General features: G+C 45.9%; 22 protein-coding genes and 1 tRNA gene. 8 read left to right on the forward strand and 15 right to left on the reverse strand.

Features of this window, described 5'->3' with window-relative positions; genetic code table 11:
* Window positions 1-428: 428 nt before the first annotated feature.
* The 4 genes from W01_RS07215 to W01_RS07230 form a co-directional block, all read right to left on the reverse strand.
* Window positions 429-698, reverse strand: coding sequence for a hypothetical protein (locus tag W01_RS07215; RefSeq protein ID WP_173053374.1), 270 nt, complete (start codon window positions 696-698; stop codon window positions 429-431).
* Window positions 699-726: 28 nt separating this feature from the next.
* On the reverse strand, window positions 727-2883 hold the full coding sequence (locus W01_RS07220; protein WP_173053376.1) for a SulP family inorganic anion transporter: 2157 nt from the start codon (window positions 2881-2883) through the stop codon (window positions 727-729).
* Window positions 2884-3222: 339 nt separating this feature from the next.
* A complete protein-coding gene (locus W01_RS07225; RefSeq protein WP_173053378.1) occupies window positions 3223-3993 on the reverse strand; it encodes a Crp/Fnr family transcriptional regulator in 771 nt (256 codons plus the stop codon).
* A gap of 154 nt (window positions 3994-4147) precedes the next feature.
* Window positions 4148-4549 (reverse strand): DUF2383 domain-containing protein, encoded by a 402-nt coding sequence (locus W01_RS07230; RefSeq protein ID WP_173053380.1) that lies wholly within the window; start codon window positions 4547-4549, stop codon window positions 4148-4150.
* Between the two features lie 511 nt (window positions 4550-5060).
* On the opposite strand from W01_RS07230, the gene W01_RS07235 reads away from it, so the two are divergent.
* Window positions 5061-5621, forward strand: coding sequence for a replication endonuclease (locus W01_RS07235; protein WP_256380146.1), 561 nt, complete (start codon window positions 5061-5063; stop codon window positions 5619-5621).
* A gap of 784 nt (window positions 5622-6405) precedes the next feature.
* On the opposite strand, the gene W01_RS07240 is transcribed toward W01_RS07235, so the two are convergent.
* The 8 genes from W01_RS07240 to rpsU all read right to left on the reverse strand — a co-directional run bounded on the left by W01_RS07240 (window position 6406) and on the right by rpsU (window position 13550).
* Window positions 6406-6891: a Crp/Fnr family transcriptional regulator gene (locus W01_RS07240; protein WP_173053382.1), complete on the reverse strand. Its 486-nt coding sequence runs from the start codon at window positions 6889-6891 to the stop codon at window positions 6406-6408.
* 430 nt (window positions 6892-7321) lie between these two features.
* Window positions 7322-7870 (reverse strand): GNAT family N-acetyltransferase, encoded by a 549-nt coding sequence (locus W01_RS07245; protein ID WP_173053384.1) that lies wholly within the window; start codon window positions 7868-7870, stop codon window positions 7322-7324.
* A 23-nt stretch (window positions 7871-7893) separates the two neighbouring features.
* Complete coding sequence (locus tag W01_RS07250; protein ID WP_173053386.1) at window positions 7894-8412, reverse strand: hypothetical protein; 519 nt, start codon at window positions 8410-8412, stop codon at window positions 7894-7896.
* A 276-nt stretch (window positions 8413-8688) separates the two neighbouring features.
* A tRNA-Ile gene (locus tag W01_RS07255) sits at window positions 8689-8765 on the reverse strand.
* A 39-nt stretch (window positions 8766-8804) separates the two neighbouring features.
* Entirely contained in the window at window positions 8805-10736 is a 1932-nt protein-coding gene (gene rpoD, locus W01_RS07260) for an RNA polymerase sigma factor RpoD (RefSeq protein WP_173053388.1), read from the reverse strand.
* Between the two features lie 122 nt (window positions 10737-10858).
* Window positions 10859-12595, reverse strand: a complete 1737-nt coding sequence (gene dnaG / locus W01_RS07265) for a DNA primase (RefSeq protein WP_173053390.1) — start codon at window positions 12593-12595, stop codon at window positions 10859-10861.
* A gap of 225 nt (window positions 12596-12820) precedes the next feature.
* Window positions 12821-13267, reverse strand: coding sequence for a GatB/YqeY domain-containing protein (locus W01_RS07270; RefSeq protein WP_173053391.1), 447 nt, complete (start codon window positions 13265-13267; stop codon window positions 12821-12823).
* A gap of 70 nt (window positions 13268-13337) precedes the next feature.
* A complete protein-coding gene (rpsU, locus tag W01_RS07275; RefSeq protein WP_173053394.1) occupies window positions 13338-13550 on the reverse strand; it encodes a 30S ribosomal protein S21 in 213 nt (70 codons plus the stop codon).
* 485 nt (window positions 13551-14035) lie between these two features.
* On the opposite strand from rpsU, the gene W01_RS07280 reads away from it, so the two are divergent.
* From W01_RS07280 to dksA, 6 genes are all read left to right on the forward strand, one after another.
* Window positions 14036-14920, forward strand: coding sequence for an IS110 family transposase (locus W01_RS07280; protein ID WP_198421261.1), 885 nt, complete (start codon window positions 14036-14038; stop codon window positions 14918-14920).
* Window positions 14893-15387: a transposase gene (locus W01_RS13920; protein ID WP_198421262.1), complete on the forward strand. Its 495-nt coding sequence runs from the start codon at window positions 14893-14895 to the stop codon at window positions 15385-15387. The genes W01_RS07280 and W01_RS13920 overlap by 28 nt, the downstream gene beginning before the upstream one ends.
* 84 nt (window positions 15388-15471) lie before the next feature.
* Complete coding sequence (locus W01_RS07285; RefSeq protein WP_173053396.1) at window positions 15472-15894, forward strand: OsmC family protein; 423 nt, start codon at window positions 15472-15474, stop codon at window positions 15892-15894.
* Between the two features lie 299 nt (window positions 15895-16193).
* On the forward strand, window positions 16194-17483 hold the full coding sequence (locus tag W01_RS07290; protein ID WP_198421263.1) for an alginate export family protein: 1290 nt from the start codon (window positions 16194-16196) through the stop codon (window positions 17481-17483).
* 385 nt (window positions 17484-17868) lie between these two features.
* Complete coding sequence (locus W01_RS07295) at window positions 17869-18453, forward strand: Maf family nucleotide pyrophosphatase (RefSeq protein ID WP_173053398.1); 585 nt, start codon at window positions 17869-17871, stop codon at window positions 18451-18453.
* A 287-nt stretch (window positions 18454-18740) separates the two neighbouring features.
* Complete coding sequence (gene dksA / locus W01_RS07300; protein ID WP_173053400.1) at window positions 18741-19163, forward strand: RNA polymerase-binding protein DksA; 423 nt, start codon at window positions 18741-18743, stop codon at window positions 19161-19163.
* 119 nt (window positions 19164-19282) lie between these two features.
* Here dksA and galE read toward each other — a convergent pair whose 3' ends face one another.
* The 3 genes from galE to sucC form a co-directional block, all read right to left on the reverse strand.
* The gene (galE, locus tag W01_RS07305) at window positions 19283-20290 is read right to left on the reverse strand and encodes a UDP-glucose 4-epimerase GalE (protein WP_173053402.1); all 1008 of its coding nucleotides are present in this window, start codon (window positions 20288-20290) and stop codon (window positions 19283-19285) included.
* A 187-nt stretch (window positions 20291-20477) separates the two neighbouring features.
* On the reverse strand, window positions 20478-21359 hold the full coding sequence (gene sucD / locus W01_RS07310) for a succinate--CoA ligase subunit alpha (RefSeq protein WP_173053404.1): 882 nt from the start codon (window positions 21357-21359) through the stop codon (window positions 20478-20480).
* Window positions 21359-22525 carry an ADP-forming succinate--CoA ligase subunit beta gene (sucC, locus tag W01_RS07315; protein ID WP_173053406.1) on the reverse strand — a complete coding sequence of 389 codons (1167 nt, stop codon included), beginning with the start codon at window positions 22523-22525 and terminating at the stop codon, window positions 21359-21361. The genes sucD and sucC overlap by 1 nt, the downstream gene beginning before the upstream one ends.
* A 595-nt stretch (window positions 22526-23120) precedes the next feature.
* Between sucC and mgtE the strand changes: the two genes are divergently transcribed.
* Window positions 23121-24575 (forward strand): magnesium transporter, encoded by a 1455-nt coding sequence (gene mgtE, locus W01_RS07320; RefSeq protein WP_173053408.1) that lies wholly within the window; start codon window positions 23121-23123, stop codon window positions 24573-24575.
* Window positions 24576-24650 lie beyond the last annotated feature (75 nt).

A 24650-nucleotide genomic window follows, 5' to 3' on the forward strand; every position in this document is an offset into this window, starting at 1 on the left:
TTGCGTTAAGGGCACCTCTAAAAATTTAGAGTTCTAAACAAGACTAGGCGCGAATAAAAAATGTTGACGCAGCATATAATTGATATGTAAGGAAACATTTTTTGTGAGCAACAAAGTATTGTGACGAAATCTGAATTTTTAGAGGTGCCCTTAAGGCCTTACATCCGTTTAGTGCGATAGTTCATTTTGACAAACTTCGACTGGCATCGAGTTTTAAATGACCCGATATTTTTCGTCTGGATCAGCATTATTACCCGCTCGTGCACCAGAAACCCCGAAAATTTATCACGCCCCTTATCGGCAAAGAATCAAGAGTTCACTTACTGTCACGATTCCGTGCATGCTTAACGGCCAGTTCGTAGATCTCGACCAAGTCTTCTTCGCTGACGTCGATTACGCCATCCATTTGAGTCAGTGCCCATTCGATATCAGTCTGTGCCAGTGGGACGTGCTTGGGTCGAATATTTGTTGGTGCTATGGGTTGGGGAGTATGCCGCACCGGGTAACTCCTGCCAGGCAGAAGATTGTTGATCAACAATGCCAGCACCGAAGGAATAGTTGGCTTGTGGCAGATATTTGAGCACCCATCCCAAGAGCAGGATGGCCATTCCACCGAGCAAGCTGCTGCGTAATTTCTCGGTGAACGGAATAGGCACAGTATGTATCTTAAAAGATTGGATAAACCCTTTAAAATCCATTGCGCCTGGTTTCTTTTCTACCTTATGCTCAAATTTTGCGATGCGCTAAAAAATCTTCCTGTTGCAGTTTAACCAATGCGTGGATATCTTCCCCAACAGAGTGATAGAGCGGTCGGATCTTACGCACAACGATATTGTTCGCTTCTTTCACATCATCCGCACGCAAAGCAACGACGGCGGGTTTCAGAGCTTCATTAACGAATCGATTGCGGTTAGCGGCAAACTTCTCCGCCAGTGTTCGTTCAGCGGGTGTGAGGTGGTTGGCCATGTAGGCCTTCCATATTTTTTCTATCTCCGCAATATTTTCTTCGACCTGTGCCGTATTGTGACTAATCACTTCAGGCGTCGGTGTCACCAGGGTAGACGCGACTGCAAGTCGGTTTTCCAATAGTAGTACTTCAATATGCGCCACCTGTTCGAGCGGAATCGTGCGATCCTGCTGGGTAACTTTCAGACCTTGTTCGGTCTTGCTCATGCCCACAATCAATAGCGGTAGCGCACAGAGCATTCCAAACAGCAGCGCGAGCTGAACCCGTCCGAAACCATTGACAATGAGTGGGCCTCTCACAGGGTTCAATTCTTCTTCAAGGGACTCATATCCTTTGCTGACTTTTCTGCCTGCGAGAGGGTGATTGGAGAACGGCTGGAACCGGTCGAAGCCTTTCACGATGACGGTACCGCCCGTGTGCGTATAGTCTTCTTCAAAGTGTTTGAGGAATTCCATGAAACTATGGTCAACCAGTTTGGCCTTGGAGAAGTCCAGTTCTACTTTTTTTCCGGCTTTTAATTGGTTGAACGCATTTTTAAAGCCCATCAGGTTGGAGAATATGGCAGCGCCCTGAATGGTTAAATGATATTCCTCTTCTTTTTCTTTCAAGATGTAACGCGCCTTGAACATGCTGCGCAGGGGAGCGCCATTGGCAATATGGATGACAAATTTGGCCAGGATGCCTGAGGCGATTCCGATCAGGAGATCCGTCGCGATGGTTGCGGCAATGGTGATTAAAAAGACCACTAGTTGTTCACTGCCAATTTTGTAGGTTTTGTAGAACAGTGACGGGGAGGCGAGTACGTACCCCACAAATATCAACATGGCTGCCAGCGCGGCATTGGGGATCATTTCAATCACGGGAATCATCAGGAGCATGGCTACCAGCAGGAAGGAGCCATGGAAGAAATTGGCCCAGACGGTACGGCCACCAAAGCGTACATTGGCTGAGCTCCGTGCGACTTCGGATATCATCGGGAGTCCGCCCAATAATCCCGAGACGACATTACCGGCTCCGACGGCAGCCAGGTCTTTGTTGAAATCCGACTGCCGCTTCCAGGGATCGAGTCCGTCCACTGCTTTGACGGTCAGCAATGATTCGAGGCTGCCCACGGCCAGGAGCATGAAGACATATTTCCAGAACACAAAAGTGGTGATGGCGGAGAAATCGGGGTTGTATCCGACTGAAGCCCAGAAGTTGCCGATATGAACCAGGGCATGAGCGGGTTGTGTGGTGTTGAAATCCAACATGAAAGCCGCTGGAATGGCGATTAACAGCACGACCATGGGGGCCGGAATTTTTTTCAGGAAGTTAATTTTGATTTTCGGCATACCGAATAAGATGATCAAACTGATCATGCCAATGATGGCAATCGGTTGATTGGCGTGCATGACAGAGTCGGGAATGCGTTCCAAAAGTCCAATGGGATCCAGTCCTTTTAATGTGGACGGGTCAATGCCCAGCAGGATATGGATTTGTTTGGAGAAGATGATGATTCCGATGGCCGCCAGCATGCCGTGCACGGCCGAGTGCGGGATGAAATCACTGAGTGAACCGGCTTTCAAGAAGCCCAGAATGATTTGAAGCCATGAAGCAACGACAATGACACCCAGAGCCAGATGCCAGCCTTCCGGGCCGCCGCCCAGTTCGGTGACACATCCGGCACAGATGGTGATCAGGCCCGCAGCGGGGCCTTTGATGGTGAGACGTGAGCCGGCAAAGAAGCTGACAAACAGGCCTCCAATCATGGCGGTGAGGACGCCCATCGCCGGCGGAAATTCACTGGCTTTCGCGATGCCTAAACTGAGCGGTAACGCAAGCAGGAAGACCAGAAATCCCGAGATGAAATCAAATCGAAAATTTTCCTTTAATCCGGCTAACCCCTCTTTGGGAAGAGTTGATTGAATGGAACTCATGATATGTTGCTCCTAATTGTTGGGCAGAAACTTCCGGCTTGATCGTCTTAGTGTTAAGGGATTTTTTACGGCGCTTTTAACCGTACTGACTGATTGGCCAATATACAATTTATCCGGCGGTTTATTGTCTAGCATGGGGACTGCCTCTTTGCTTAGACAGACCGGGCTTATCATTTACAGAGCATTCTTCCTTGCTGCAAATGCATTGAGTACCACTAACCAATAATGCTTAAATTGCTATCCTGGGTCCTCTAATTAAGGGCAACATCGAAAAACGACTTGAATATGTTTCTTTCATTGGTTCTGTGCGATGGGCGACATCCGAAAACTATTTTCCATTTAACTTACGAGATCCACTCTTTTATTTTGTACGCGATCCAACTGCTTGGGATAATGGGCCGATTCATATCGCGAATGAATAATACGGTTGCTGCATTCACACGCTGTCTGTTCGAGCCTGACTCGATCCAGGATTCTTAGATGACCACGACTATATTGAATCAATCCGCGCTCTTGAAATTCATTCGCTACAACACTCACGCTTGGTCTGCATACACCAAGCATACCGGCAAGAAATTCTTGCGTTAGATAAAACTCATTTCCGTCCACTCGATCATGAGTAACCAGTAATCGACGGGCAAATCTCTGCTCGAGTGTATGTAGACGATTACAAACAATGGACTGTGCCATCTGATTCATGTAGGCATGTGCATAGCGTTCGGTAATAAGCCTCAACGACGTATTACCTGTAATCGCCGCTTTAAAATCACTCACTCGCATGCGCAAGCTACTACCTTCAACCTGGCAAATTATGGTTTCAACTGAATGCGTACTATTTATGAGAATCTCCATCCCTGTAAAACCTTCATTGCCCACAGCGCTTATTTCAATCGCAGAACCATCTGCCATGTAGGAAAGAACCGAAAGTACAGCGGTGCATGGAAAGTAAATATATCCAATCCGTGTATTTTTCTGGGCCAGTACATCCCTCAACGATAAATGTACAAGTTCCAGACGCGGCAATAAACTTTGGTAGTCGTCATCAGACAACATTGAAAGTAAAAAATTATTGCGCATACGCACTGACTGAATATTGTTCGGTATGGTCATGTTGTTTCCTCAAGAAGATAACCGCAGTTGCACAATCAAAGAACTTCATATTTCTAATTAGCAATTTTATTTAGAGTGGAATGAAGTATTCTGATATTCCGTTAACTAACACAATGCATAGATAATGTTCGGGCTGTAATTTCTCTATGAATACTCATTCGTTTGCGTATGAATTCAAAGATGATGTAGTGAGAGGAAATGATTTCTGAGGAGCATCCTCTAGATCAAAAATACACATGTTCATCTCTCCTACTAAAATTCTGCGGATACCCCGATTAATGAGCGGCCTGAGATCACTGGGTATATCTTCCTTGAGTGCTTTGTCATAAGCTTTTAAGGTGTAAGGGCTGCTATTGGTATCTGGATAGACACCATACCGACTCATAGCAGCTTCCAGTTCCCGAATGGTTTTTTCACAATCGTGTATACGTGTCTGAAAAAAAAACTTTAACTCCGCACTCTCAATAGTCTCTGCGCAGGTCTTAAAATCTTCAGCATCATTGCGTGAAATTTCAATTAGATCATTGAGCACTGTTACAATTTTTTTGATTTCCATTTCTTACTCCTGCTAGTTCAAGCTTTGCCAGAATGTATGTATTAATTAATTAAAAAAATTTCCTCTTGACGGCGTAACAAACTTAAAAAATTAAGCAGAGAAAACCCTTAACTTATCCAGCAATCTTTGATGCTCCCCTTCTTGTGGACAAGCAAACTGTCGCAATCCAAACAAGAAAGATATTTACAAACAATATGTAACAAGCTCATCCCTTCACCTACCCTTAAAAAGTAAGTGAGAATGAGTGTAGTTTGCTAGAAAATTTAAATTAGAACTTCGGCAAAACTGACGTTAATGTAGGTTTACATGCCAAATTGATGTGAGATTAAATAAATCGTCTCTGACGTAATCGACTACTGGCTCTTCGACACCAGTTTCAAACTGAAAGTTGCTCGCATCAAAAAAGACATCTCAAAATTATGAGGCAACTGTGTTGGATGTATGACAATAATGACGATGCTGTTCATCACCGTCACTTGGTATCCGCGCCTGTCGAAATCCTGCAAGCAGAATTAAAAATTCGACGGCACACTTCCCAGTCAAGCGCAGCAAAACCTTTGCAACATGGTCACGTATCCGCGCCCAACTCAAACGCGACGGAATTGATATATACGATTTTCGGGTTGCCGAACCACATCACGACGGCACTCCACACTGGCATCTTCTGGTCTTCTTGCCAGCGCATCAACTCGCATCATTACAATCAATATTTATGCACTATGCTCTGCAAGAAGACCCGAACGAAGCGGGTGCAAATAAACATCGTGTCAAGTGGGAATATATCGATAAATCTAAGGGAAGTGCTATTGGCTATATAGCAAAATATATCTCAAAAAACATCGACGGCTATGCACTCGACGGCGACACCAGTGGCCTAGATTCGAAAAGCGCAGCCGAACGTATATTGGCATGGGCATCGACTTGGAGTATTCGCCAATTGCAGCAATTCGGTGGCGCGCCTGTGACCATCTGGCGTGAACTACGCAAAGCGGACGGCAATATACCCGAAGCAAAATCAAGCAAGCATTTGAAGCAGCTGACGCCGGGCAATGGACGGCATTTCTGCACGTGATGGGCGGCTCAACACCTAAACACAAGGATATCTACCGATACAACTGGCAAAAATCGAAAGTGATGAGAAAGGGCGTTATGGTGATCCGATAGGCAACAAAACCATTGGGGTGCAATCCGGCGATATCATTCTGAAAACCCACATCCATGTTTGGCGTTTTATGACGTTATCAAAACAAAGCCCCTGTCAATTTAACAGGCAATCAATTCATGGGGCGGGGATTCCGGGGGCGGCGCAACCGCACACGTAATTCCGCAACGCTGCCCCCTTAGAGTTCTGTCAATAACTGTACGAAAGGTTATCCGTCGCCAATAGCGGGGGCAACAAACTTGGAAAGGGCGGCGCTTTTCCTTTCAGTGCGCGGTTTACGCCAATGCCGGATTTCCTCAGGTTATTCAGTTTTCGGTGCGACTTAAGTCACTATCTATTCAATCCGTACCTAAACCTAGCGCTGTTGAACTATTCTCGATTGGACTAATAGCGCGCACGTGCGCCTTCGCTAACGTGGCCTAACAAATAAGGTTAGATCGTGATCGCGAAGCGAGCCACAATCTGAACCGTTTATTGGATGAGCCCGGCCTCCGAGCACTGGAGTGGCCTCACAGAAAATATCTTTTTGGAAGTTGCTGCGGTTTGAAGTTCTGCCGGAATAACGGGTGCTTGATCGCCAATTTCATCGGATTATATAGCTACAAATATGGTGAGGGAGGGCTGTCTTAAGGCTGTTCTCTGCTCTACCGATTTATTGAGAAATTTCGAGTATTGTGCCTTCAGCTATCTCGACTCAATACCGTCCCTGCGTCTTATGGATATAATTGGTTAGCTCCTGGCTTTCTTGATTCATCCGCGACAGATTGGCGTGGGTGACTCTAAACAGCGCACGCATCACCTTGTAAACCAGGCGCGGATGGAGATCCAACAATGATTCAAAGTCATCCGGGGTAAGCGTATAGACCGTGGCATTATCGAGCGCACGCAATGTGGCCTTGCGCGGCACTCTGTCGACAAATGCGCGGGTACCGGCGCATTCGCCCTCTTTCATCGTGTAAACGAAGCTCTCTTTGCCCTCACTGTCATGGCTGATAACGGCGAGCTTGCCGGAGGCGAGAATGAAAAGGGTCTGATCGGCACCACCTTCGCTGACCAGCAGCTCGCCATCCTTCAAATGACGTACTCCCAGTATCTCCGTCAGAGTTCTGGCTTCGCTCTCATGAAGTTCTGCGCCCACCCTTGAGTTACGGACTAGTTTGTAGTCTGCGGTATTACCCATATCAAAGCACCCCTTTCCCTATCTACTGTTGAATCAGAAGTATGGCCACGTAATCATAATTGCTCAAGGTTGTATCTTAGCGCGATAACGAAAAATTGTCGCTGAGGAGAATAATATGCGGCCAGCTGCACATCACGATATCAAAAACTTAATCGAATGGTTAGAGAAATATTAATTTATAACTTTACATATTAATTATTTATCTAATTAAAACTTACATTTTTCGCTGGTTCTGGATTTGAGCACTGGATTACAAGGATTATGTTTTGACTTTGGCGCTAGCCCGCATGGGCTGTCTGCAAACATTTAGGAATCTTTCGGGAAATACACACAAACCTTCGGCCTTCAATATTTGCTAGACCGGTTTTGACTTGGTTGTTGTTTTTTGTATTTGTGCGCAAAAAAGATAAATTTAGACAATAGAAATTAGCTATGATGCGACCCGATGAGTTTTGCTAGCCAGTGCAAATATTTTATGCCCGTGTTGCCATTCTTCGATCCTATTTACCTCACCTTCTGGTTTGAATCCCAACTTACTAAACATCTTAATGCTGGATTGATTTTGTGGGTCAACAACTGCATAAATGCGCTCGGCTTTTAATTCATGGAATGCAGCGGCTATGAGAATATTACTGATTTCTGTGCCCAGGCCCTGTTTTTGATAAAGTTTAGCGATAAGAATTTGAAACTCAAAAAAAGTATTCGATATTTCTGGCCCTTTTAAAAAATGATTAAAACTCGCGAATCCAGCAAAACAGCTATCGGGTTTCATTTTTATGGCTAAATATTCACTATAAAATTGATTTTTCTTCATCCCTGCAATCCATTGTTTGCGGGGCAGAGTCACTGCTCCCCCCATGAACTGTTTAAGATTAGCGTCTGACGATAATGTGTAAAAATCGTCAAAGTCAGGTTCTTTTAATTGCCGGATATTGAAGCATGTACCTGTTTTAGGAAGTAGTAGATTGTCTAAAAACATATTTGAAGTTATTGTTGTGGTGCTTAGTACGTGGCATCGGATACGGAAGACAATGAGAGAGGAATTGTCAAGGCAATTGAATCTACCTGTAGCTGAGGAAATGTTTTGTTATTCCACAGAAGATCGTCTTCATCACATCCATAATCCATACCGGAAACAGAAATTAAAACATCTGACGGAATATATCCTGCACGTGCGGTTGCGAGAATTTCGTCGAACTGAGATTTGGGTACAAACACGTTAACAATATAACGCGCATTATCAGCATAACGCGCATCGACATTTTCTATGGCAGGTGAGTAGAGCATCTTCCCAATACCTTCCGATTTTTCCTCAGAACGTTCAGTTTTGGCACGTATGGTGACGTGACCAATAAGGTCTTTAAAGTTCTCTTTGGTTGTAAGTTCTATTTCGGTAAAGGGTTTCAGACTTATTTGGTAGGAAAGCAATATTTGATCAGACCCTAATATACTTGCGCCAGCCTGCACAAACAAATTCGGATTTTTTATTACGTAAAAATTTAGGTGCACGTCAATTTCCATAAAAAAGGCATTCTAACTTCCCCCGTTCAAGTAACACGGGGGGCTATAAATACATCCGCCCGCAATCTAGCAGTAATAACTGCTCATGGATATAGACCAGAATATAATTTAGCTGTTGAGTGTGGCACTATCGCAGAGAAACACACGCTTCACTCAACTAGCCTATGGTGGTGTGCCTAATGGAATCGCCTAACTCCCTTAGCGCGCTTAGCAGCCTACTATGCGGCTACTAAATAAAAATAGGTTAGCCATTAATGCGCTAACCTATTGATATATTGGTGGGTCGTCAGGGACTTGAACCCCGGACCAAAGGATTATGAGTCCTCTGCTCTAACCAACTGAGCTAACGACCCAATACTGTTTAGACTACTCTTCAAAAGTACTCATTATAATTAACTCTCGCCGTCAAGAAAGCTTTTCAACTTATCTGAGCGAGAAGGATGGCGGAGCTTGCGCAATGCCTTGGCCTCGATCTGACGGATACGCTCACGTGTCACATCGAATTGTTTACCTACCTCTTCCAGGGTGTGATCAGTGTTCATTTCTATACCAAAACGCATACGTAGCACCTTGGCTTCACGGGGTGTGAGCGAATCGAGTATGTCTTTGGTGACATTGCGCAAACTGTCGTATACCGCTGCTTCGATAGGTGCCAAAGTATTGGAATCCTCAATAAAATCGCCCAGATGCGAATCGTCATCATCGCCTACAGGCGTTTCCATGGAAATCGGTTCCTTGGCAATCTTCAAGATCTTGCGAATCTTGTCTTCAGGCATTTCCATCTTTAGCGCCATTGTTGCAGCATCCGCTTCCAGACCGGTTTCTTGCAAGATTTGGCGCGAAATACGATTCATCTTATTGATGGTTTCAATCATGTGCACCGGGATGCGTATGGTGCGGGCCTGATCTGCAATGGAACGGGTAATGGCTTGGCGTATCCACCACGTGGCATACGTCGAAAATTTGTAACCACGGCGGTATTCGAATTTATCTACCGCTTTCATCAATCCGATATTGCCTTCCTGAATCAGATCGAGAAACTGCAAACCACGGTTGGTGTATTTTTTAGCGATAGAAATCACCAGACGCAGGTTAGCTTCAATCATGTCGCGCTTGGCGCGACGTGCTTTGGCTTCGCCGTTGGTCATTTGCTTGTTGATTTCTTTCAGATCGCGAATGGGAATGCCCACACGCTGCTGCAAATCAAGCAGCTTCTGCTGTTGCTCGACGATGGCGGCCTGGAAACGTGACAGTGTTTCGCTGTAAGGTTTTTTGGCAGCCACTTCGCGCGCGACCCAGTCAAGCCGCTCTTCGTTGCCTGGAAAGGTCGTGATAAAATGTGGACGCGGCATGCGCGACTTGGTAACGCATAACTCCTGAATAATACGTTCATGGCTGCGCACTTCTTCCACCAAATGGCGCATAGTGTCGCAAAGTGAATCTACCTGCTTGGCAGAAAAACGGAATTGCGTAAGCTCGTTGGAAATCTGCTCCTGCAGCTTGTTGTATTGTGCGCTGCGGTAACCATACTTCTCGTAAGCTTTGCCGATCTTGATAAAAAGGTCGCGAATGATATCGAAACGCTCCAGCGCATCAATCTTGAGTTTGGCCAGATTGGCTGCGGCAATAGCCTCGGTATCTTCTTCGTCGTCTTCTACATCTTCTTCATCTTCCTCCATCGCGTCATCGCTAAGCTCCTCTTCAACGATTATCGTCTCATCCTCAGGCTCAATGAAGCCATCGACAATTTCGTCAATACGCAATTCGTCGCGTGTAACTTTATCGACTAGCGTTAGAATCTCGGCAATGGTGGTTGGACAGGCAGAAATCGCCTGAATCATATGCTTCAGGCCTTCTTCAATGCGTTTGGCAATGACGATTTCATCTTCGCGCGTGAGTAAACCCACTGTGCCCATTTCGCGCATATACATGCGCACCGGGTCAGTGGTACGGCCAAATTCCGAGTCTACTGTAGAAAGCGCGGCCTCAGCAGCTTCCACCGCATCTTCGTCGGCCACCACAGGTGGCGCATCCGACATAATCTGATTTTCAGCATCGGGAGCATCATCACACACAGTGATGCCCATGTCGTTGATCATGCTGACAACACCTTCAATCTGCTCGGCTTCCAACATTTCTGGCAGATGATCGTTGATTTCGCCGAAAGTCAAATAGCCGCGCTCCTTGCCCAAAATGATCAAAGCCTTCAGGCGCGTGCGCCGTGCCTCGATATCCTGCAACAACTCTACGGAGTCAGCAACCTGCTTTCCAATTGATGCCTGCTTAGCTGAAATGGGTGTTTTCTTGTCTTGCTGAGTTGCCATATTCGGTGGATTCCCATTTAATTAAATGAGTTAACACATTGCGAGTTAACACAATGCTTTTGAAAAGGGTGCAGATTATACCCGATTTTGCAAAAACTTTCCGCGCACCAATTACAATACCTTTATTTGAGTTCACTGCGTTGTAATAATTGCAAATAGAGTGATCGTTCTTGTTCGTCCAAGCCCTTCATCCCCGTGTCATGCATTTTTACATGTAAAGCCTGCAATTGCTGTTTGCGCTGCCCATTGCGCAATCTGGTTAATACATCTTGAAATTCTGCTACCACATTAAAAGTTTCACCCCATTGCATAATTTCAGCTAGCTCTGCCGCTAATAATGATTCATGCGCTGTACCTTGAAAATTCTGGATCATGGCTGAACTGCTTATCGCTCCTTCTTGCATGCGCGACCATTCGATCAGCGCAGTAATCGCTGCTGCCTCCGCCCCCACTGGTATCCAATTTTCTGGTAACTCTCGCGCCAGATCGGGCTGAAATAATAAACAGCGTAGTAATACGCGCAAATTTGATACTACAGGGCGCGCCGCTTTTTGTAGCGCGCGACGTGGCAAAGCGCCTATCGGTTTGATCGCATACAGCGCTTCCAATTCCGTTTGAGTAATCCCCGCCAGTGCCGCCACTTCTTTACGCAGCAACAGCGCAGTAGTAGGCGCAGAAATAACTGTTAGTAAAGGCTTGGCGCGCTGCAACATAGCAGTGCGCCCTTCCTGGGTATGTAGGTCAACTTGTATAGATAATTCACGTAACAAATACTTGGACAGCGGCAAAGCCTCTTGCAGTAGCTGTTCAAATGCCGCTGTTCCCTGCTCTCGTACAAAGCTATCTGGATCATGTCGCGAGGGCAGAAACAGGAAGCCGATATGCTTGCCATCTACCAGTTGTGGCAGTGCATTCTCCATTGCGCGCCACGCTGCACGCTGTCCAGCTGCATCACCATCAAAACAGAACATCACTTTATCGGTCAAACGCAGCATCTTTTGCACATGGTAGGGCGTAGTCGCCGTTCCCAATGTGGCGACGGCATATTCAATACCATGCTGGACAAGTGCTACCACATCCATATAGCCTTCTACTACCAAGACCTGTCGTTTAGCGCGTATGGCTTTCATCGCCTGAAACAGGCCATATAACTCGCGTCCTTTTTCGAATAACGCGGTCTCCGGTGAATTCAGATACTTGGGATCGCCCGAATCCAGCACTCGCCCACCAAAACCGATCACCTGGCCGCGTACATTCACAATGGGAAACATGATGCGATCGCGAAAACGATCATACCGTTTGCCATCCTCATTTTCTATTACAAGACCAGTCTCCAAGAGACTACTGTCCTGATAGCTTGCAAAGATGTTTCCCAAATTTTGCCAGCCCTCCGGCGCATAGCCGATACCAAAACGTGACGCTATTTCACCACTCAAGCCGCGCCGCTTGAGATAATCGATGGCACGCGATGACTGCTTTAGCTGGTCGCGATAATAACGGGTTGCTGACTGCATTACTTCGTACAAATCAGGTGTAACCTTATGCTGCGCCTGTTCCGGCATAGGCGCTTCACGCGGCACCGTAACACCAGCACTGCGCGCTAACTCTTCCACAGCATTGACAAAACCTAACCCACCATGCTCCATGACAAACCCTATAGCCGTGCCATGCGCGCCGCAACCAAAGCAGTGATAAAACTGCTTACTCTGACTAACGGTAAAAGAAGGAGATTTTTCGTTGTGGAAAGGGCAGCAGGCAACATAATTAGCGCCGGCTTTTTTAAGCGGAACGTAACGCTCGATTACATCCACAATGTCGAGACGGTTGAGCAAATCATGAATGAAACTTTTTGGAATCATCCTAGCTCCGCCTCACGTTTACCAATGCGTTATTTACCCTAATAAATGTTACTTATTGATTTAACGTACTTAGTGATAGATTCATGTTCACCGCAGCTATAATTTTCATGAAGACGAAAATGACTGGGTGATTAGGTAGTGGACTACAATTACGACTAGTGCAATTCAGCATAATATTCGCATTTCTTAATATTAAGAAATACTTAACATGCTTAATTTACTATGTTATTGAGATAAACGGGCCTTCACCAGCGCTGAAACCTGGCTCATGTCTGCTCGACCCGCCAGTTTTGGCTTGAGGAGCGCAATCACCTTGCCCATTTCCTGGGCACTCTGAACACCACTACTGGCAATCGCATCGTTGACTGCGATTTCCACTTCGGCTTCAGTCATCGGCTGCGGCATGTATGTCTGCAATACGCTGATTTCAACCTTCTCAATGTCGGCCAATTCTTGCCGAGCTGCCGCTTCAAACTGAGTAATTGAATCGCGCCGTTGCTTGATCATTTTATTAATGACTGCAATGACATCGGCATCTGATAATTCAATGCGTTCATCTACCTCGCGTTGTTTGATTGCAGCCAACAATAAGCGGATAGTACCGAGACGCACCGAATCCTTAGCGCGCATAGCGGTCTTCATGTCTTCTCTGATTTGCTGCGTCAGATTCATGTTGAGTTCAATCTCGCGGAAAACTTAACGGGAGGCTCCGCATCAACGCGTAGTCGCTAGCTGTGGAGGATTAATATAGTTTCGGCGGCAGAACTTGGCTACGCAGGCGCTTGTAATGCCGTTTCACGGCAGCAGCCAACTTGCGTTTACGTTCTGCGGTAGGCTTCTCATAAAATTCGCGAGCGCGCAATTCAGTTAGCAAACCAGTTTTTTCCACTGATCGCTTGAAGCGGCGCATTGCAACTTCAAACGGTTCATTCTCCTTAACACGCACAGTCGTCATAAACAAACTACCCTTCAACAAAAATTAAGGGCGCGATTCTACCAAAATATCGCCCTGTTCCACAACCAGAATTTAGATGTTCTTTTCTAGGGTATTACATCCGAGGTACAAGCGGGTATTGCAATACGCTTGATCATCCCCAAATTTCATCTTTCATAACAAATGGACGTCATGCAATCAGTTTTTTATTATGCAGAGGGCTGCTATGGTATCGGTTAAAATATGGCACATTATTTATATATTAAGGACATTCTAAAGAACTGCCCACCCGGCTTGCCGCGCCCCTTATGCATAGAAACACTGGCGAGTACACTGCGTGAACGCGGACAGTGGCCGACAGCTTCTTGGAGGTTTAACCCCGCCAAAAAACATGGTCCAGGGGAAGCTGCGGACCCGTCTGTGGCGGCATCGCAAGGTGACCCCGTTTAGGAAATTGATTTAATCCGAGTCCCCCGTCTTGCGTTTTATTAATCAGGAGGTGGATCATGCCAGGAAATAGAACTAAGCCCACAGGGCTGCCCATTATTAATGAATTTGCCGCAGGTATCGACATAGGTTCTCGCTTTCACGTTGTTGCTGTTGGGTCTGACCTATGTGACGAGCCCGTACAAACATTTCAGGCGTTTACAAGCGATTTGCTGCGTATGGCAGATTGGTTAACCGAGGTTGGTATCAAGACAGTCGCGATGGAGTCGACTGGTGTTTACTGGGTGGCTGCATATGAAGTACTTGAATTACATGGCATCAATGTCATCCTAGCCAATGCGCGTGAAGCGCGCGCCGTACCCGGCAGAAAGAGTGATGTCAACGATGCGCAGTGGTTGCAACGACTTCACGCTTGCGGTTTGTTGTGTGCCAGCTTTCGCCCCGGACGAGAAATCGCAGCACTTCGGTCTTATTTGCGCTCACGCGAACGGTATTTGGATTATGCCGCTTCACATATACAGCACATGCAAAAAGCACTGACCTACATGAATTTTCAGTTACACCATGTCATAAGCGACATCACCGGTGTCACTGGTATGCAGATCATTCGTGCCATTGTTGCGGGTGAGCGAAATCCTGATGAATTGGCTGAGATGCGAGATGTTCGTTGCAAGGCCACAACTGAAACGGTACGTGCCGCACTCGTAGGCAATTATCAACCCGAACATGTCTTTGCACTCAAACAAGCACTTGCTCTCTATGATTTCTACCAGCAATGTGTGGCTGAATGCGACATGCAGATAGAGCAAGTCGTTGCTGCGCTGAACTGCAGTCGTCAAATTCCGGCAACACCGCTTCCAAAAGCACGACACCGCACCAAGCAGCCAAACGATGTGACTTCGATGTTCGCACGGCCATGTACCAGTTGGCGGGTACTGATCTGACGCAAATTCATGGTATAGGCCCTTTCCTGGCGCTGAGACTGGTTGGCGAATGTGGCACCGACCGCACACGCTGGAAGACCGCAAAGCATTTTACGTCGTGGCTGACGCTCTCACCGGGTTGCAAAATCAGCGGAGGTAAGGTGCTATCAGCACATACCCGGAAGACCAGCAATCGGCTTACGGTCGCATTGCGGCTGGCGGCAGTTACCGTGGGACGCACCAACACAGCACTTGGTGCATTCTACCGACGACTAGCAGCACGTATTGGCAATGCAAAAGCTGTGACAGCGACGGCACGTAAAATTGCCATACTGTTTTACAACGCAATGCGGTTTGGTATAGATTACAAAGATCCTGATGCCGATCACTATGAGCAGCAGTACCGAGATCGTGTCATCAAGCAATTACATCGCCGAGCAGCTCAGTTTGGGCTGATCCTGCAGCAACAAAATCCGGCAATAGATTGAGTGTGTTTCTTAGAAAGCCCTTATATTTCTGCCTCACGACAATAATTATATTCAACTGGAAACTTATAAAAAGGTAACAGCGATATGGAAGCGCGTATTAAATGGGTAGAGCAGGTTTCCTTCTTAGGCGAAACCGAAAGCGGTCATGCCATCCTGATGGACGGTCCGCCTGAAGGTGGCGGCCGTAATCTCGGGCCACGCCCAATGGAACTGGTGCTGCTCGGCACGGGGGGTTGCACCACTTACGACGTTATTCACATCCTTAAGAAAAGCCGCCAGAATGTAACCAATTGCATGGTAAAAATCGAAGCCGAACGGGCTGTAGAAGACCCAAAAGTATTTACCAAAATCCATTTTCATTTTATCGTGACTGGCAAAGATCTTAAATCCGAACAAGTCGAGCGCGCCATCCATCTCTCTGCAGAAAAATACTGCTCAGCCTCCATTATGCTAAGCAAAATGGCGGACATTACGCACGATTTTGAGATCATTCAAGAAACACCTTAAGCAATTGAAATTTAAGTTCACCTATATAACTCCACTATTTCTTAATTTATTCTTATAAATTAAGAACAAATAGTCTTAAACGTTATATACTGACCATCACTAAGCTACGACTAAATTATTGGTAATTTTATAAATTACTATTAAATTTAAATGGTTACCTAATTATTACCATTTTGGTAGTTTCAGTTGAAGATTGATGAGTCCAGTCGAGTTTAACGTACCAAAATATGCGAAAGTAACAATTTAAATGTTTTCTAATAAAAAACCATCATAACATTCATTTTAAGGGAGATAACACAATGAAGCTCAAAAATAAAACATTATTTCAGCAAATGTCATTAATCATTACTCCACTGGCATTACTCGCTCTGGCTCCAGAGGTTTATGCTGCAGATACCTTGACCGAAGCCATAACTGGTGGCAAGGTTACCGCCAATTTGCAATACCGCTATGAAAATGTTGATCAACCACACCCAGCAAGCGGGGCTCGTCTTAAAGAGGCGAATGCCTCAACTCTCCGATTGCGCTTGGGTTATGAGACAGCAGAATATATGGGATTCGGTGGTATGGTTCAAATTGAACATATCTCAGCCAACGATGCTTACAATAGCAGGGTAAATGGCAAGACTAATTATTCTGTTGTGGCAGATGCAAATGTCACTGAACTCAATCAAGCTTACTTAAGTTACAGTGGCGTACCGCAGACCAAACTAAAGTTTGGCCGTCAGCTCATTAGATATGACAACGATCGCTGGATTGGTAACGTTGATTGGCGTCAAAACTGGCAAACTTATGATGGCTTATCAGTTGTCAACAAATCGCTCCCTGATACTACAATCTCGGCAGCTTTTATTACCAATGCGAACCGTGTATTCAGTGACGCCTCCATTGATAACGGAACTGGCTCGTTCTTGGGCAACCATCACATGAGGTCTCCCATCTTTAACGTAAACTACAAAGGATTGGGCTTTGCTGAAGTGGTTGGTTATGGTTATTTCTTGGATTATGATCCCTCTGCACGAGCTTTTGGTCTGGCTAACTCAACGCGAACTGTGGGCGTCAGATTTAAAGGGGACGCTCCGATGGGTGATAACAAGCTTCTATATGCCGCAGAATATGCAAGCCAGTCCGACTATAAAGATAATCCGAAAAATTACCGCGTTCACTATACTTTACTTGAAGGAGGTGTAGACGTTAAAGTTGCCCAATTCAAATTGGGATATGAATTACTAAGTAGCAATGGACAACAATCTCTCCAGACCCCATTGGCTACGTTGTTTGCATTTAATGGATGGGCTGATGTGTTCTTGGTTACCCCAAAAAATGGTCTTCAAGATATTTACGGGAATGTAAGGACAACAGTAGCAGGCATTGTTCTCGGAGTTGACTACCATGATTTCAGAGCAGACCGTGGCGGTAACAAATATGGAAAAGAATACGATTTGATTGCGACGAAGGCAATTAACAAAACCTATTCCGTAGGATCTAGATATGCTCACTTTAAGGCAGATGGTGCTGTTGATCATGTGAATTGTCCGGCTTGTATCGATACTAATAAATTCTGGGTGTATGGATCAATGAACTTCTAGTTTTTATGTAAGCTTTAAGTAACGTACGCTTTTCTGATTGTCTATTACTAGCGGGCGTATAAAAATAATAGAGGTACGATTTTCGTGCCTCTATTTTTTTGATTACAGTCGGTGGCAGTTTGGTGCGAAGATTTCTGACAAAATACCTACCTTGCCCACAAGCTTAAAGTAGGATGCGCATTTACTTCAATATCCCGCTAATCTTTACCTCAACCAAACCCTTCAAAAACCTTTCGGCTACAGAAACTCTAAAGCCCTCCGTCAAGCACAAGGTAGATACTCCGTGCAACGTACTACCAGATAGTGATAACATGCTGCGAGGGTTATCATGGAATTTGTGCAGGCGCTTTTCTCAGTTTTTAAAAGTCTCCACTAAGGGAATTTTTTGAATTATCAGCCGCTTATTCTCGCTTCTACTTCGATTTACCGTAGTGAGCTTTTGGGACGTTTAAAAATCCCATTTCAAATTGCTGCTCCTGACATAGACGAAACCTCCCTACCTGGTGAAAGTGCTAAGCAAGTCGCATGGCGGCTTTCCCGTAAAAAAGCGCGCGCAGTGGCGATCCATTATCCAAATGCTTTGATTATAGGCTCAGATCAGGTTGCATTATTAGGCGAGGAACAGCTAGGCAAACCTCTCACTCATGAAAATGCTGTACGACAATTGCGTACTATGCGTGGACATAGCGTGACTTTTTATACTGCACTGACTCTGTTAAATGCATGCAACGACGAAATTCAAACTGAAATGGCGATAAATTACGTCAGTTTTCGCAATTTCAGCGACGACGAGATCGAATCTTATTTACGTAAAGAGCAGCCTTATCACTGCGCAGGTAGCGCGAAATCAGAAGGTTTAGGCATCGCACTTATCAGTCGCATGGAGGGTGATGACCCTACCGCTCTAGTTGGGCTACCTCTTATTCAATTGGTATCCATGCTGAAGGCGCAGGGAGTTTTAATTTTATAAGCGCAAATACCATATTCAACATTGCGTCTTCAGACGCAGCTAAAATATTTCATAAATATTTGTAATTACACATAGTTCTATAAATTAAACGAGGTGATTCTACTAAGATATTGCATAGCAATAACTTGCAAAACCTGACTCACGTTACAAACTATTATTAATTATTTAACTTGGCTTTCAGGCGTTTTTTATGCAAGTGAATGGGCGAATTTAGTTGCGGTGGCGCTGCATTTCTGGTATTAAAGCGCGATTTTTAAATTTTGTTTGTATATTTCTGGAGATATTTGATGTCGGTACAACCCACAAAGCCCGTTGCCCCTTACAAAACAAAAAAGGGGGAAACTTATATGAACCCTAAGCAACTGGATCATTTCCGCAGTATTCTGAACAACATCAAGCTTGGCCTAGGCGAAGACATTGACCGTACGGTGCACTCCATGCAGGACGATGCCACTGTGTTTGCTGATCCAAATGATCGCGCAAGTCAAGAATCAGACATGACTTTAGAGCTGCGTAATCGTGATCGTGAAAGCAAACTGATCAAGAAAATCAACGAAATGCTGGGTAAAATAAACAGTGGTGATTATGGATATTGTGAAAATTGTGGCATAGAAATTGGACTGAACCGCTTGGAAGCACGACCCACTGCTACCTTATGCATAGATTGCAAAACGCTGGATGAGATCCGCGAAAAACAAGTCGCCAAATAATCTGTACGTCATAACCGGCGATGCTGATGTAATAAGCTAAGAAAATGGACACCAACGTTTGATTAAACATGAAACGGAGGTGTTCAATGCAGCAAGAATGCCGAAAGTGATACGCAAATTTAAAGGTTATCGTGGTTTCCTAAAGACTGCCATCTCCAAGAGTCAGCACACATCTGCGCTATAGTTCGCTCAGCTTTCCAACCTAGATCACGTTCCGCCAACGTAGTGTCTGCGTAACATGTAGCGATATCCCCGGGGCGACGCCCTACTATTTTGTAGGGTATGTTCCGCCCACTGGCTTGCTCAAATGCGCGTACCATCTCCAAAACGCTATTACTCCGCCCCGTGCCCAAATTATAGGCAACCACTCCCGTTTGATCAGCCAGCTTTTTCAAAGTCTTGACATGACCAATAGCAAGATCAACGACATGAATATAATCTCTCATACCAGTGCCATCAGTGGTTGAATAGTCATCACCATAAATCGACAGCACCTCACGCCAACCTTGTGCTACTTGGGCAATATAAGGAATCAAATTATTCGGAATATCAGTGGGATCCTCGCCAATCAGTCCGCTTTCATGCGCGCCCACAGGGTTAAAATAACGAAGCAACGCAATGCTCCATGAAGGATCAGCTATCGCAAGATCACGGAGCACCTCCTCGATCATCAGCTTGCTTCTACCATATGGATTGGTCGCACCAAGTGGAAAATTCTCCAGAATTGGAACGGTCGCAGGATCACCATAAACGGTAGCAGAAGAAGAAAAAACCAGCGTTTTTACCTGCGCTTCGGCCATCATCTCAAACAACACCAAACTACCATAGACATTATTGTCATAGTAGCGTAACGGTTGTGCCACAGATTCGCCTACCGCTTTCAAACCAGCAAAATGGATTACCGCATCAAAATGATGCCCTGCAAAGAGTGCCTGCATCGCTTGCCGATCACGAATATCAGCTTCTACAAATCCCGGTCGGCGCCCAACAATACGCTCAATACGCTCAAGAACCGTTCCCTTGCTGTTACAAAAATTGTCAACAATCAAAATCTCGAATCCAGCCAGCATCAGCTCAACAACCGTATGCGAGCCGATATAACCGGTTCCACCTGTTACTAAAATCATTCTTCTTCCTTTTGTCAGTGGCAGATTCCAGCTTGAAGAGCAAATTTTGTGAGATTGTTTGTACGGCGAGCTACATGAGTATCGTAACTTCTTAAAATTACCAAATAGACGAATAACAAATCAGGAGCGATGATTTTTTCTTGACAACCTAAATTACGAAGTGGATAAAATACACATTATCAGAGAGTTACCCTTTTAAAACCTGCTTCATCACTTTGCCCATTTCAGCCGGATTGCGCGTAATCTGTATGCCACATTCTTCCATCACTGCCAATTTGTCCTCGGCACCGCCCTGCCCCCCGGAAATAATTGCACCAGCATGTCCCATACGCTTACCAAGCGGCGCGGTAATCCCAGCAATAAAGCCGACCACGGGTTTTTGCATATTGCTCTTAATCCAGCGCGCGCATTCTTCTTCATCACTGCCACCAATTTCACCCACCATCACCACAGCATCGGTCTCCGGGTCATCGTTGAATAATTTCATTACAGATAAATGCTTCATGCCATTGATCGGATCGCCGCCTATTCCGACACAGGAAGATTGCCCGAAACCCAGTTCAGTCAGCTGCCAGACCGCCTCATAAGTCAACGTTCCCGAACGTGACACTACGCCAATACGTCCCTTGCGGTGGATGTGCCCGGGCATGATGCCAATTTTAATTTCGTCCGGTGTAATCAGCCCCGGACAATTCGGGCCAATCAGCAATGTCTTCTTACCCTGCATTTTGTAACGCGTGCGTAGCATGTCATGTACAGGTATCCCTTCTGTGATGCATATCACCAGCTCCAGCCCTGCTTCCACCGCCTCGTCAATCGCCGCGGCAGCAAAGGGAGGAGGCACGTAAATCACTGAGACCGTTGCCCCGGTTTGCGCACTCGCTTCCCTTACGCTGTTGAATATTGGAATACCCTCATAACTTTGTCCGGCCTTGCCAGGAGTCACTCCAGCGACAAAACAATTCACTCCATTTGCATAGTTCTTACAATGTAATGTATGAAATTGACCGACTTTACCAGTCATGCCCTGCGTCATTACTTTAGTATTTTTATTGATAAGAATGGACATTAGCCCCCCTTCGCCGCAGTAACAACCTTCGCTGCCGCATCAGCCATATCCCCGGCAGAAATAATTGGCAGGCCAGATTCAGCCAGAATTTTTTTTCCGAGATCAACGTTAGTACCTTCCAGACGCACCACTAATGGTACTTTCAAATGCACTTCACGCGCCGCTGCCACCACGCCTTCAGCAATCACATCGCACTTCATGATTCCGCCAAATATATTTACCAAAATTGCGCGTAAATTCGGATTTCTCAACATCAATTTGAATGCTTCAGTTACTTTTTCCTTGCTGGCGCCTCCCCCTACATCAAGAAAATTCGCTGGCATGCCCCCATACAACTTAATGATATCCATGGTCGCCATGGCTAACCCGGCACCATTCACCAAGCAGCCAATGTCGCCATTCAGTGAGATATAGCTAAGGCCGAATTGTGAAGCTTCCACTTCGGCTGGGTCTTCTTCATCCAGATCGCGGAGCGCCACAATTTCTGAATGACGAAATAACGCATTACTATCGAAATTAATTTTTGCATCCAGCGCCAATAAATTCTGATCCGCAGTTAGCACAAGCGGATTGATCTCTGCCAGCATCGCATCCTTTTCCACGAAAGCCTGGTACAAGCCTTGAAAACAGGCACGCGCCTGAGCAAGTGCTGCACTCGGGATGCCAATCTGCCGCGCCACAGCGTCTACCTCAGCATCAATCAGTCCTGACGAAGGGTTGATCCAAACCTTGTGAATTTTTTCAGGGGAATGCGCAGCGACTGCCTCAATTTCCATTCCGCCCTCGCTACTGGCCATCAGCACGACACGCTGCTTGCTTCGATCGATTACCATTCCTACGTAATATTCTTTTGCAATCTGCACGCCCTCCTCAATTAGCAGGCGTCTGACCAATTGCCCATTAGCATTAGTCTGGTGTGTAACCAACTGCATGCCAAAAATCTCTCCAGCACGCGTACCTACATCCTGCACCGAATTCACCACCTTCACCCCGCCACCCTGGCCACGCCCACCGGCATGAATCTGCGCTTTCACCACCCACACTGCGCCACCCAACTGCTGTGCGACGGCAATGGCCTCATCCACGCTGAAACACACCGATCCGCGTGGAGTAGGCACACCATACTGGCGGAGGATTTCTTTGGCCTGATATTCGTGAATTTTCATGTTTAATACGTACCTTATTTCGTGCGCAAACGAAGCGATGCGCTACAGACTGAATATTATCTAACCAGCTCTAATCTTAAAGACATAACCACATATTGATTCAATTTTAATAATCATTGCTATTTTAATATAGCCATTCCAACTGAAATGAGTATTAATCAACTCAAGTTATTGATTACAAAAATATATCCAGCCATTGGGGAAATCAAAAATGTACGTAAAAAACACACACCGGATAAGTATATACGAGTCATTTGCAGAACACGAAATCGAACAGACACTTAAAACAGTTTCTAAATAGCTGGTTCCGCACGTCAACCGTATAAAACAAAACTCATATACAGCGTGAACAAATCAAAAATACCAAACGTATTGGCTGAAACATTGAATCGATATTACGCTGAAATCTAATCAAGCAGTATCGGCAATAGAATTACGAAGTAGCATTTCAATAATCAAACATAGCTGCGATCAATTCGGCAACTTTCGCTGCAATTTACCAGTCAAATTGGTCACATCAACACAATTGATCATTATTTCACACGCCTGTCATCCAACCTCTTTACAATAGTCGTAGTCCTTCAGATTCCGCATTATGACCAAAAACCACGAACCTCATTACACAGAAAACGTGCAGGAGCATCTGCATCAGGTGCAAAGCCTGCTGGATAAGCACGAGCTGGTCGAAATGCTGGCGCGCAAGCAGGAAATGCCACGCCAAGAGCGTCACGAATTGTTGGGCAATATACTGCACAAGCAGCATCTGGCCGAACTGCAAGATAAACTGAGCAAACTGCATTCCTCCGATATCGCCTTTATCCTGGAGGCTCTACCCATTGAGCAGCGTTTGCTGGTATGGGATCTGGTCAAGGCCGATCGTGACGGCGAAATTTTGATCGAAGTTTCCGATTCAGTGCGTGAATCATTAATTGCCACCATGAGTCGCGAGGAACTGCGCGAGGCGGCGGAGCAGCTGGATACTGACGAGATTGCCGATTTGGCGCATGATTTGCCACAGGCAGTGATGCGCGATGTATTCAAGTCTCTCACCATTGAAGAACGCGAGCAATTGCGCGCGGCGATGTCCTATCCGGAAGATGCAGTAGGCGCGCTGATGGATTTCGATATGGTGACCATCCGTGAGCATGTCACGCTGGAAGTCGTATCACGCTATCTGCGTCGTTTCGACGAGATGCCCGATCATACTGACCAGCTATTCGTAGTAGACAGAGACGATTTTTTTAAGGGTGTCTTGCCGCTTAATCGCTTATTGGTAAATGAACCGGACGTGCCCGTAAGCAAGCTGATGTTGACCGATACCATCAAATTACATTCGGATGACAAGGCGGAAAAAGCAGCACAGGCATTTGAGCGTTATGATTTAGTTTCAGCACCTGTGGTAGAAGAGGACGGTAAGCTGGTTGGTCGCGTAACCGTAAACACGGTGATGGACTATATACGTTCAGAATCGGAAAGCGACATTTTGAATACGGCCGGTTTGCGCGGAGAAGAAGATATCTTTGCTTCGGTCTGGAAGAGCGTAAAAAATCGCTGGATGTGGCTGGCACTCAATCTATGTACAGCATTCTTTGCCTCACGCGTGATAGGCGAATTCGAAAATACTATCGAAAAACTTGTCGCACTCGCGGCGCTGATGCCTATCGTGGCAGGTATCGCTGGCAACTCGGCAAACCAGACCGCCACTATTATCATCCGCTCGCTGGCACTGGGGCAGCTTAGCCAAGCTAATGCACGGCGGCTAATCAGCAAAGAAATTACCATCGGTGGCCTGAACGGCCTGATTTGGGGCGGTGTAGCGGGATTGTTCGCCTACTTCCTATATAAAAGTGTACTACTTGGCGTAATTTTGACTATTGCCATGGTGCTCAATTTAGTCCTTGGCGCATTGGCTGGTTTACTGATACCGCTGACCATGCAGCGTATGGGGCGCGACCCGGCCATCGGTTCCAGTGTAATGCTTACCGCTATTACAGACAGCGGCGGCTTCTTCATTTTCCTTGGGCTCGCTGCTCTATTTTTAATCCATTGAATTCCATATTTATGTGGCCTGGCGCGATAATCGGAGCGAGGACAATTCTTCACAAATGAAGATCGCCAAGCAAAT

This window comes from Candidatus Nitrotoga sp. AM1P, from assembly GCF_013168275.1.
Classification (GTDB): domain Bacteria; phylum Pseudomonadota; class Gammaproteobacteria; order Burkholderiales; family Gallionellaceae; genus Nitrotoga.

What these genes read in the sequence shown, in the direction of transcription:
- W01_RS07215 (WP_173053374.1), bottom strand. Translation starts at nt 698, where the DNA reads ATGGATTTTAAAGGGTTTATCCAATCTTTTAAGATACATACTGTGCCT.
- W01_RS07220 (WP_173053376.1), bottom strand. Translation starts at nt 2,883, where the DNA reads ATGAGTTCCATTCAATCAACTCTTCCCAAAGAGGGGTTAGCCGGATTA.
- W01_RS07225 (WP_173053378.1), bottom strand. Translation starts at nt 3,993, where the DNA reads ATGACCATACCGAACAATATTCAGTCAGTGCGTATGCGCAATAATTTT.
- W01_RS07230 (WP_173053380.1), bottom strand. Translation starts at nt 4,549, where the DNA reads ATGGAAATCAAAAAAATTGTAACAGTGCTCAATGATCTAATTGAAATT.
- W01_RS07240 (WP_173053382.1), bottom strand. Translation starts at nt 6,891, where the DNA reads ATGGGTAATACCGCAGACTACAAACTAGTCCGTAACTCAAGGGTGGGC.
- W01_RS07245 (WP_173053384.1), bottom strand. Translation starts at nt 7,870, where the DNA reads ATGTTTTTAGACAATCTACTACTTCCTAAAACAGGTACATGCTTCAAT.
- W01_RS07250 (WP_173053386.1), bottom strand. Translation starts at nt 8,412, where the DNA reads ATGGAAATTGACGTGCACCTAAATTTTTACGTAATAAAAAATCCGAAT.
- rpoD (WP_173053388.1), bottom strand. Translation starts at nt 10,736, where the DNA reads ATGGCAACTCAGCAAGACAAGAAAACACCCATTTCAGCTAAGCAGGCA.
- dnaG (WP_173053390.1), bottom strand. Translation starts at nt 12,595, where the DNA reads ATGATTCCAAAAAGTTTCATTCATGATTTGCTCAACCGTCTCGACATT.
- W01_RS07270 (WP_173053391.1), bottom strand. Translation starts at nt 13,267, where the DNA reads ATGAATCTGACGCAGCAAATCAGAGAAGACATGAAGACCGCTATGCGC.
- rpsU (WP_173053394.1), bottom strand. Translation starts at nt 13,550, where the DNA reads ATGACGACTGTGCGTGTTAAGGAGAATGAACCGTTTGAAGTTGCAATG.
- W01_RS07280 (WP_198421261.1), top strand. Translation starts at nt 14,036, where the DNA reads ATGCCAGGAAATAGAACTAAGCCCACAGGGCTGCCCATTATTAATGAA.
- W01_RS13920 (WP_198421262.1), top strand. Translation starts at nt 14,893, where the DNA reads ATGTACCAGTTGGCGGGTACTGATCTGACGCAAATTCATGGTATAGGC.
- W01_RS07285 (WP_173053396.1), top strand. Translation starts at nt 15,472, where the DNA reads ATGGAAGCGCGTATTAAATGGGTAGAGCAGGTTTCCTTCTTAGGCGAA.
- W01_RS07290 (WP_198421263.1), top strand. Translation starts at nt 16,194, where the DNA reads ATGAAGCTCAAAAATAAAACATTATTTCAGCAAATGTCATTAATCATT.
- dksA (WP_173053400.1), top strand. Translation starts at nt 18,741, where the DNA reads ATGTCGGTACAACCCACAAAGCCCGTTGCCCCTTACAAAACAAAAAAG.
- galE (WP_173053402.1), bottom strand. Translation starts at nt 20,290, where the DNA reads ATGATTTTAGTAACAGGTGGAACCGGTTATATCGGCTCGCATACGGTT.
- sucD (WP_173053404.1), bottom strand. Translation starts at nt 21,359, where the DNA reads ATGTCCATTCTTATCAATAAAAATACTAAAGTAATGACGCAGGGCATG.
- sucC (WP_173053406.1), bottom strand. Translation starts at nt 22,525, where the DNA reads ATGAAAATTCACGAATATCAGGCCAAAGAAATCCTCCGCCAGTATGGT.
- mgtE (WP_173053408.1), top strand. Translation starts at nt 23,121, where the DNA reads ATGACCAAAAACCACGAACCTCATTACACAGAAAACGTGCAGGAGCAT.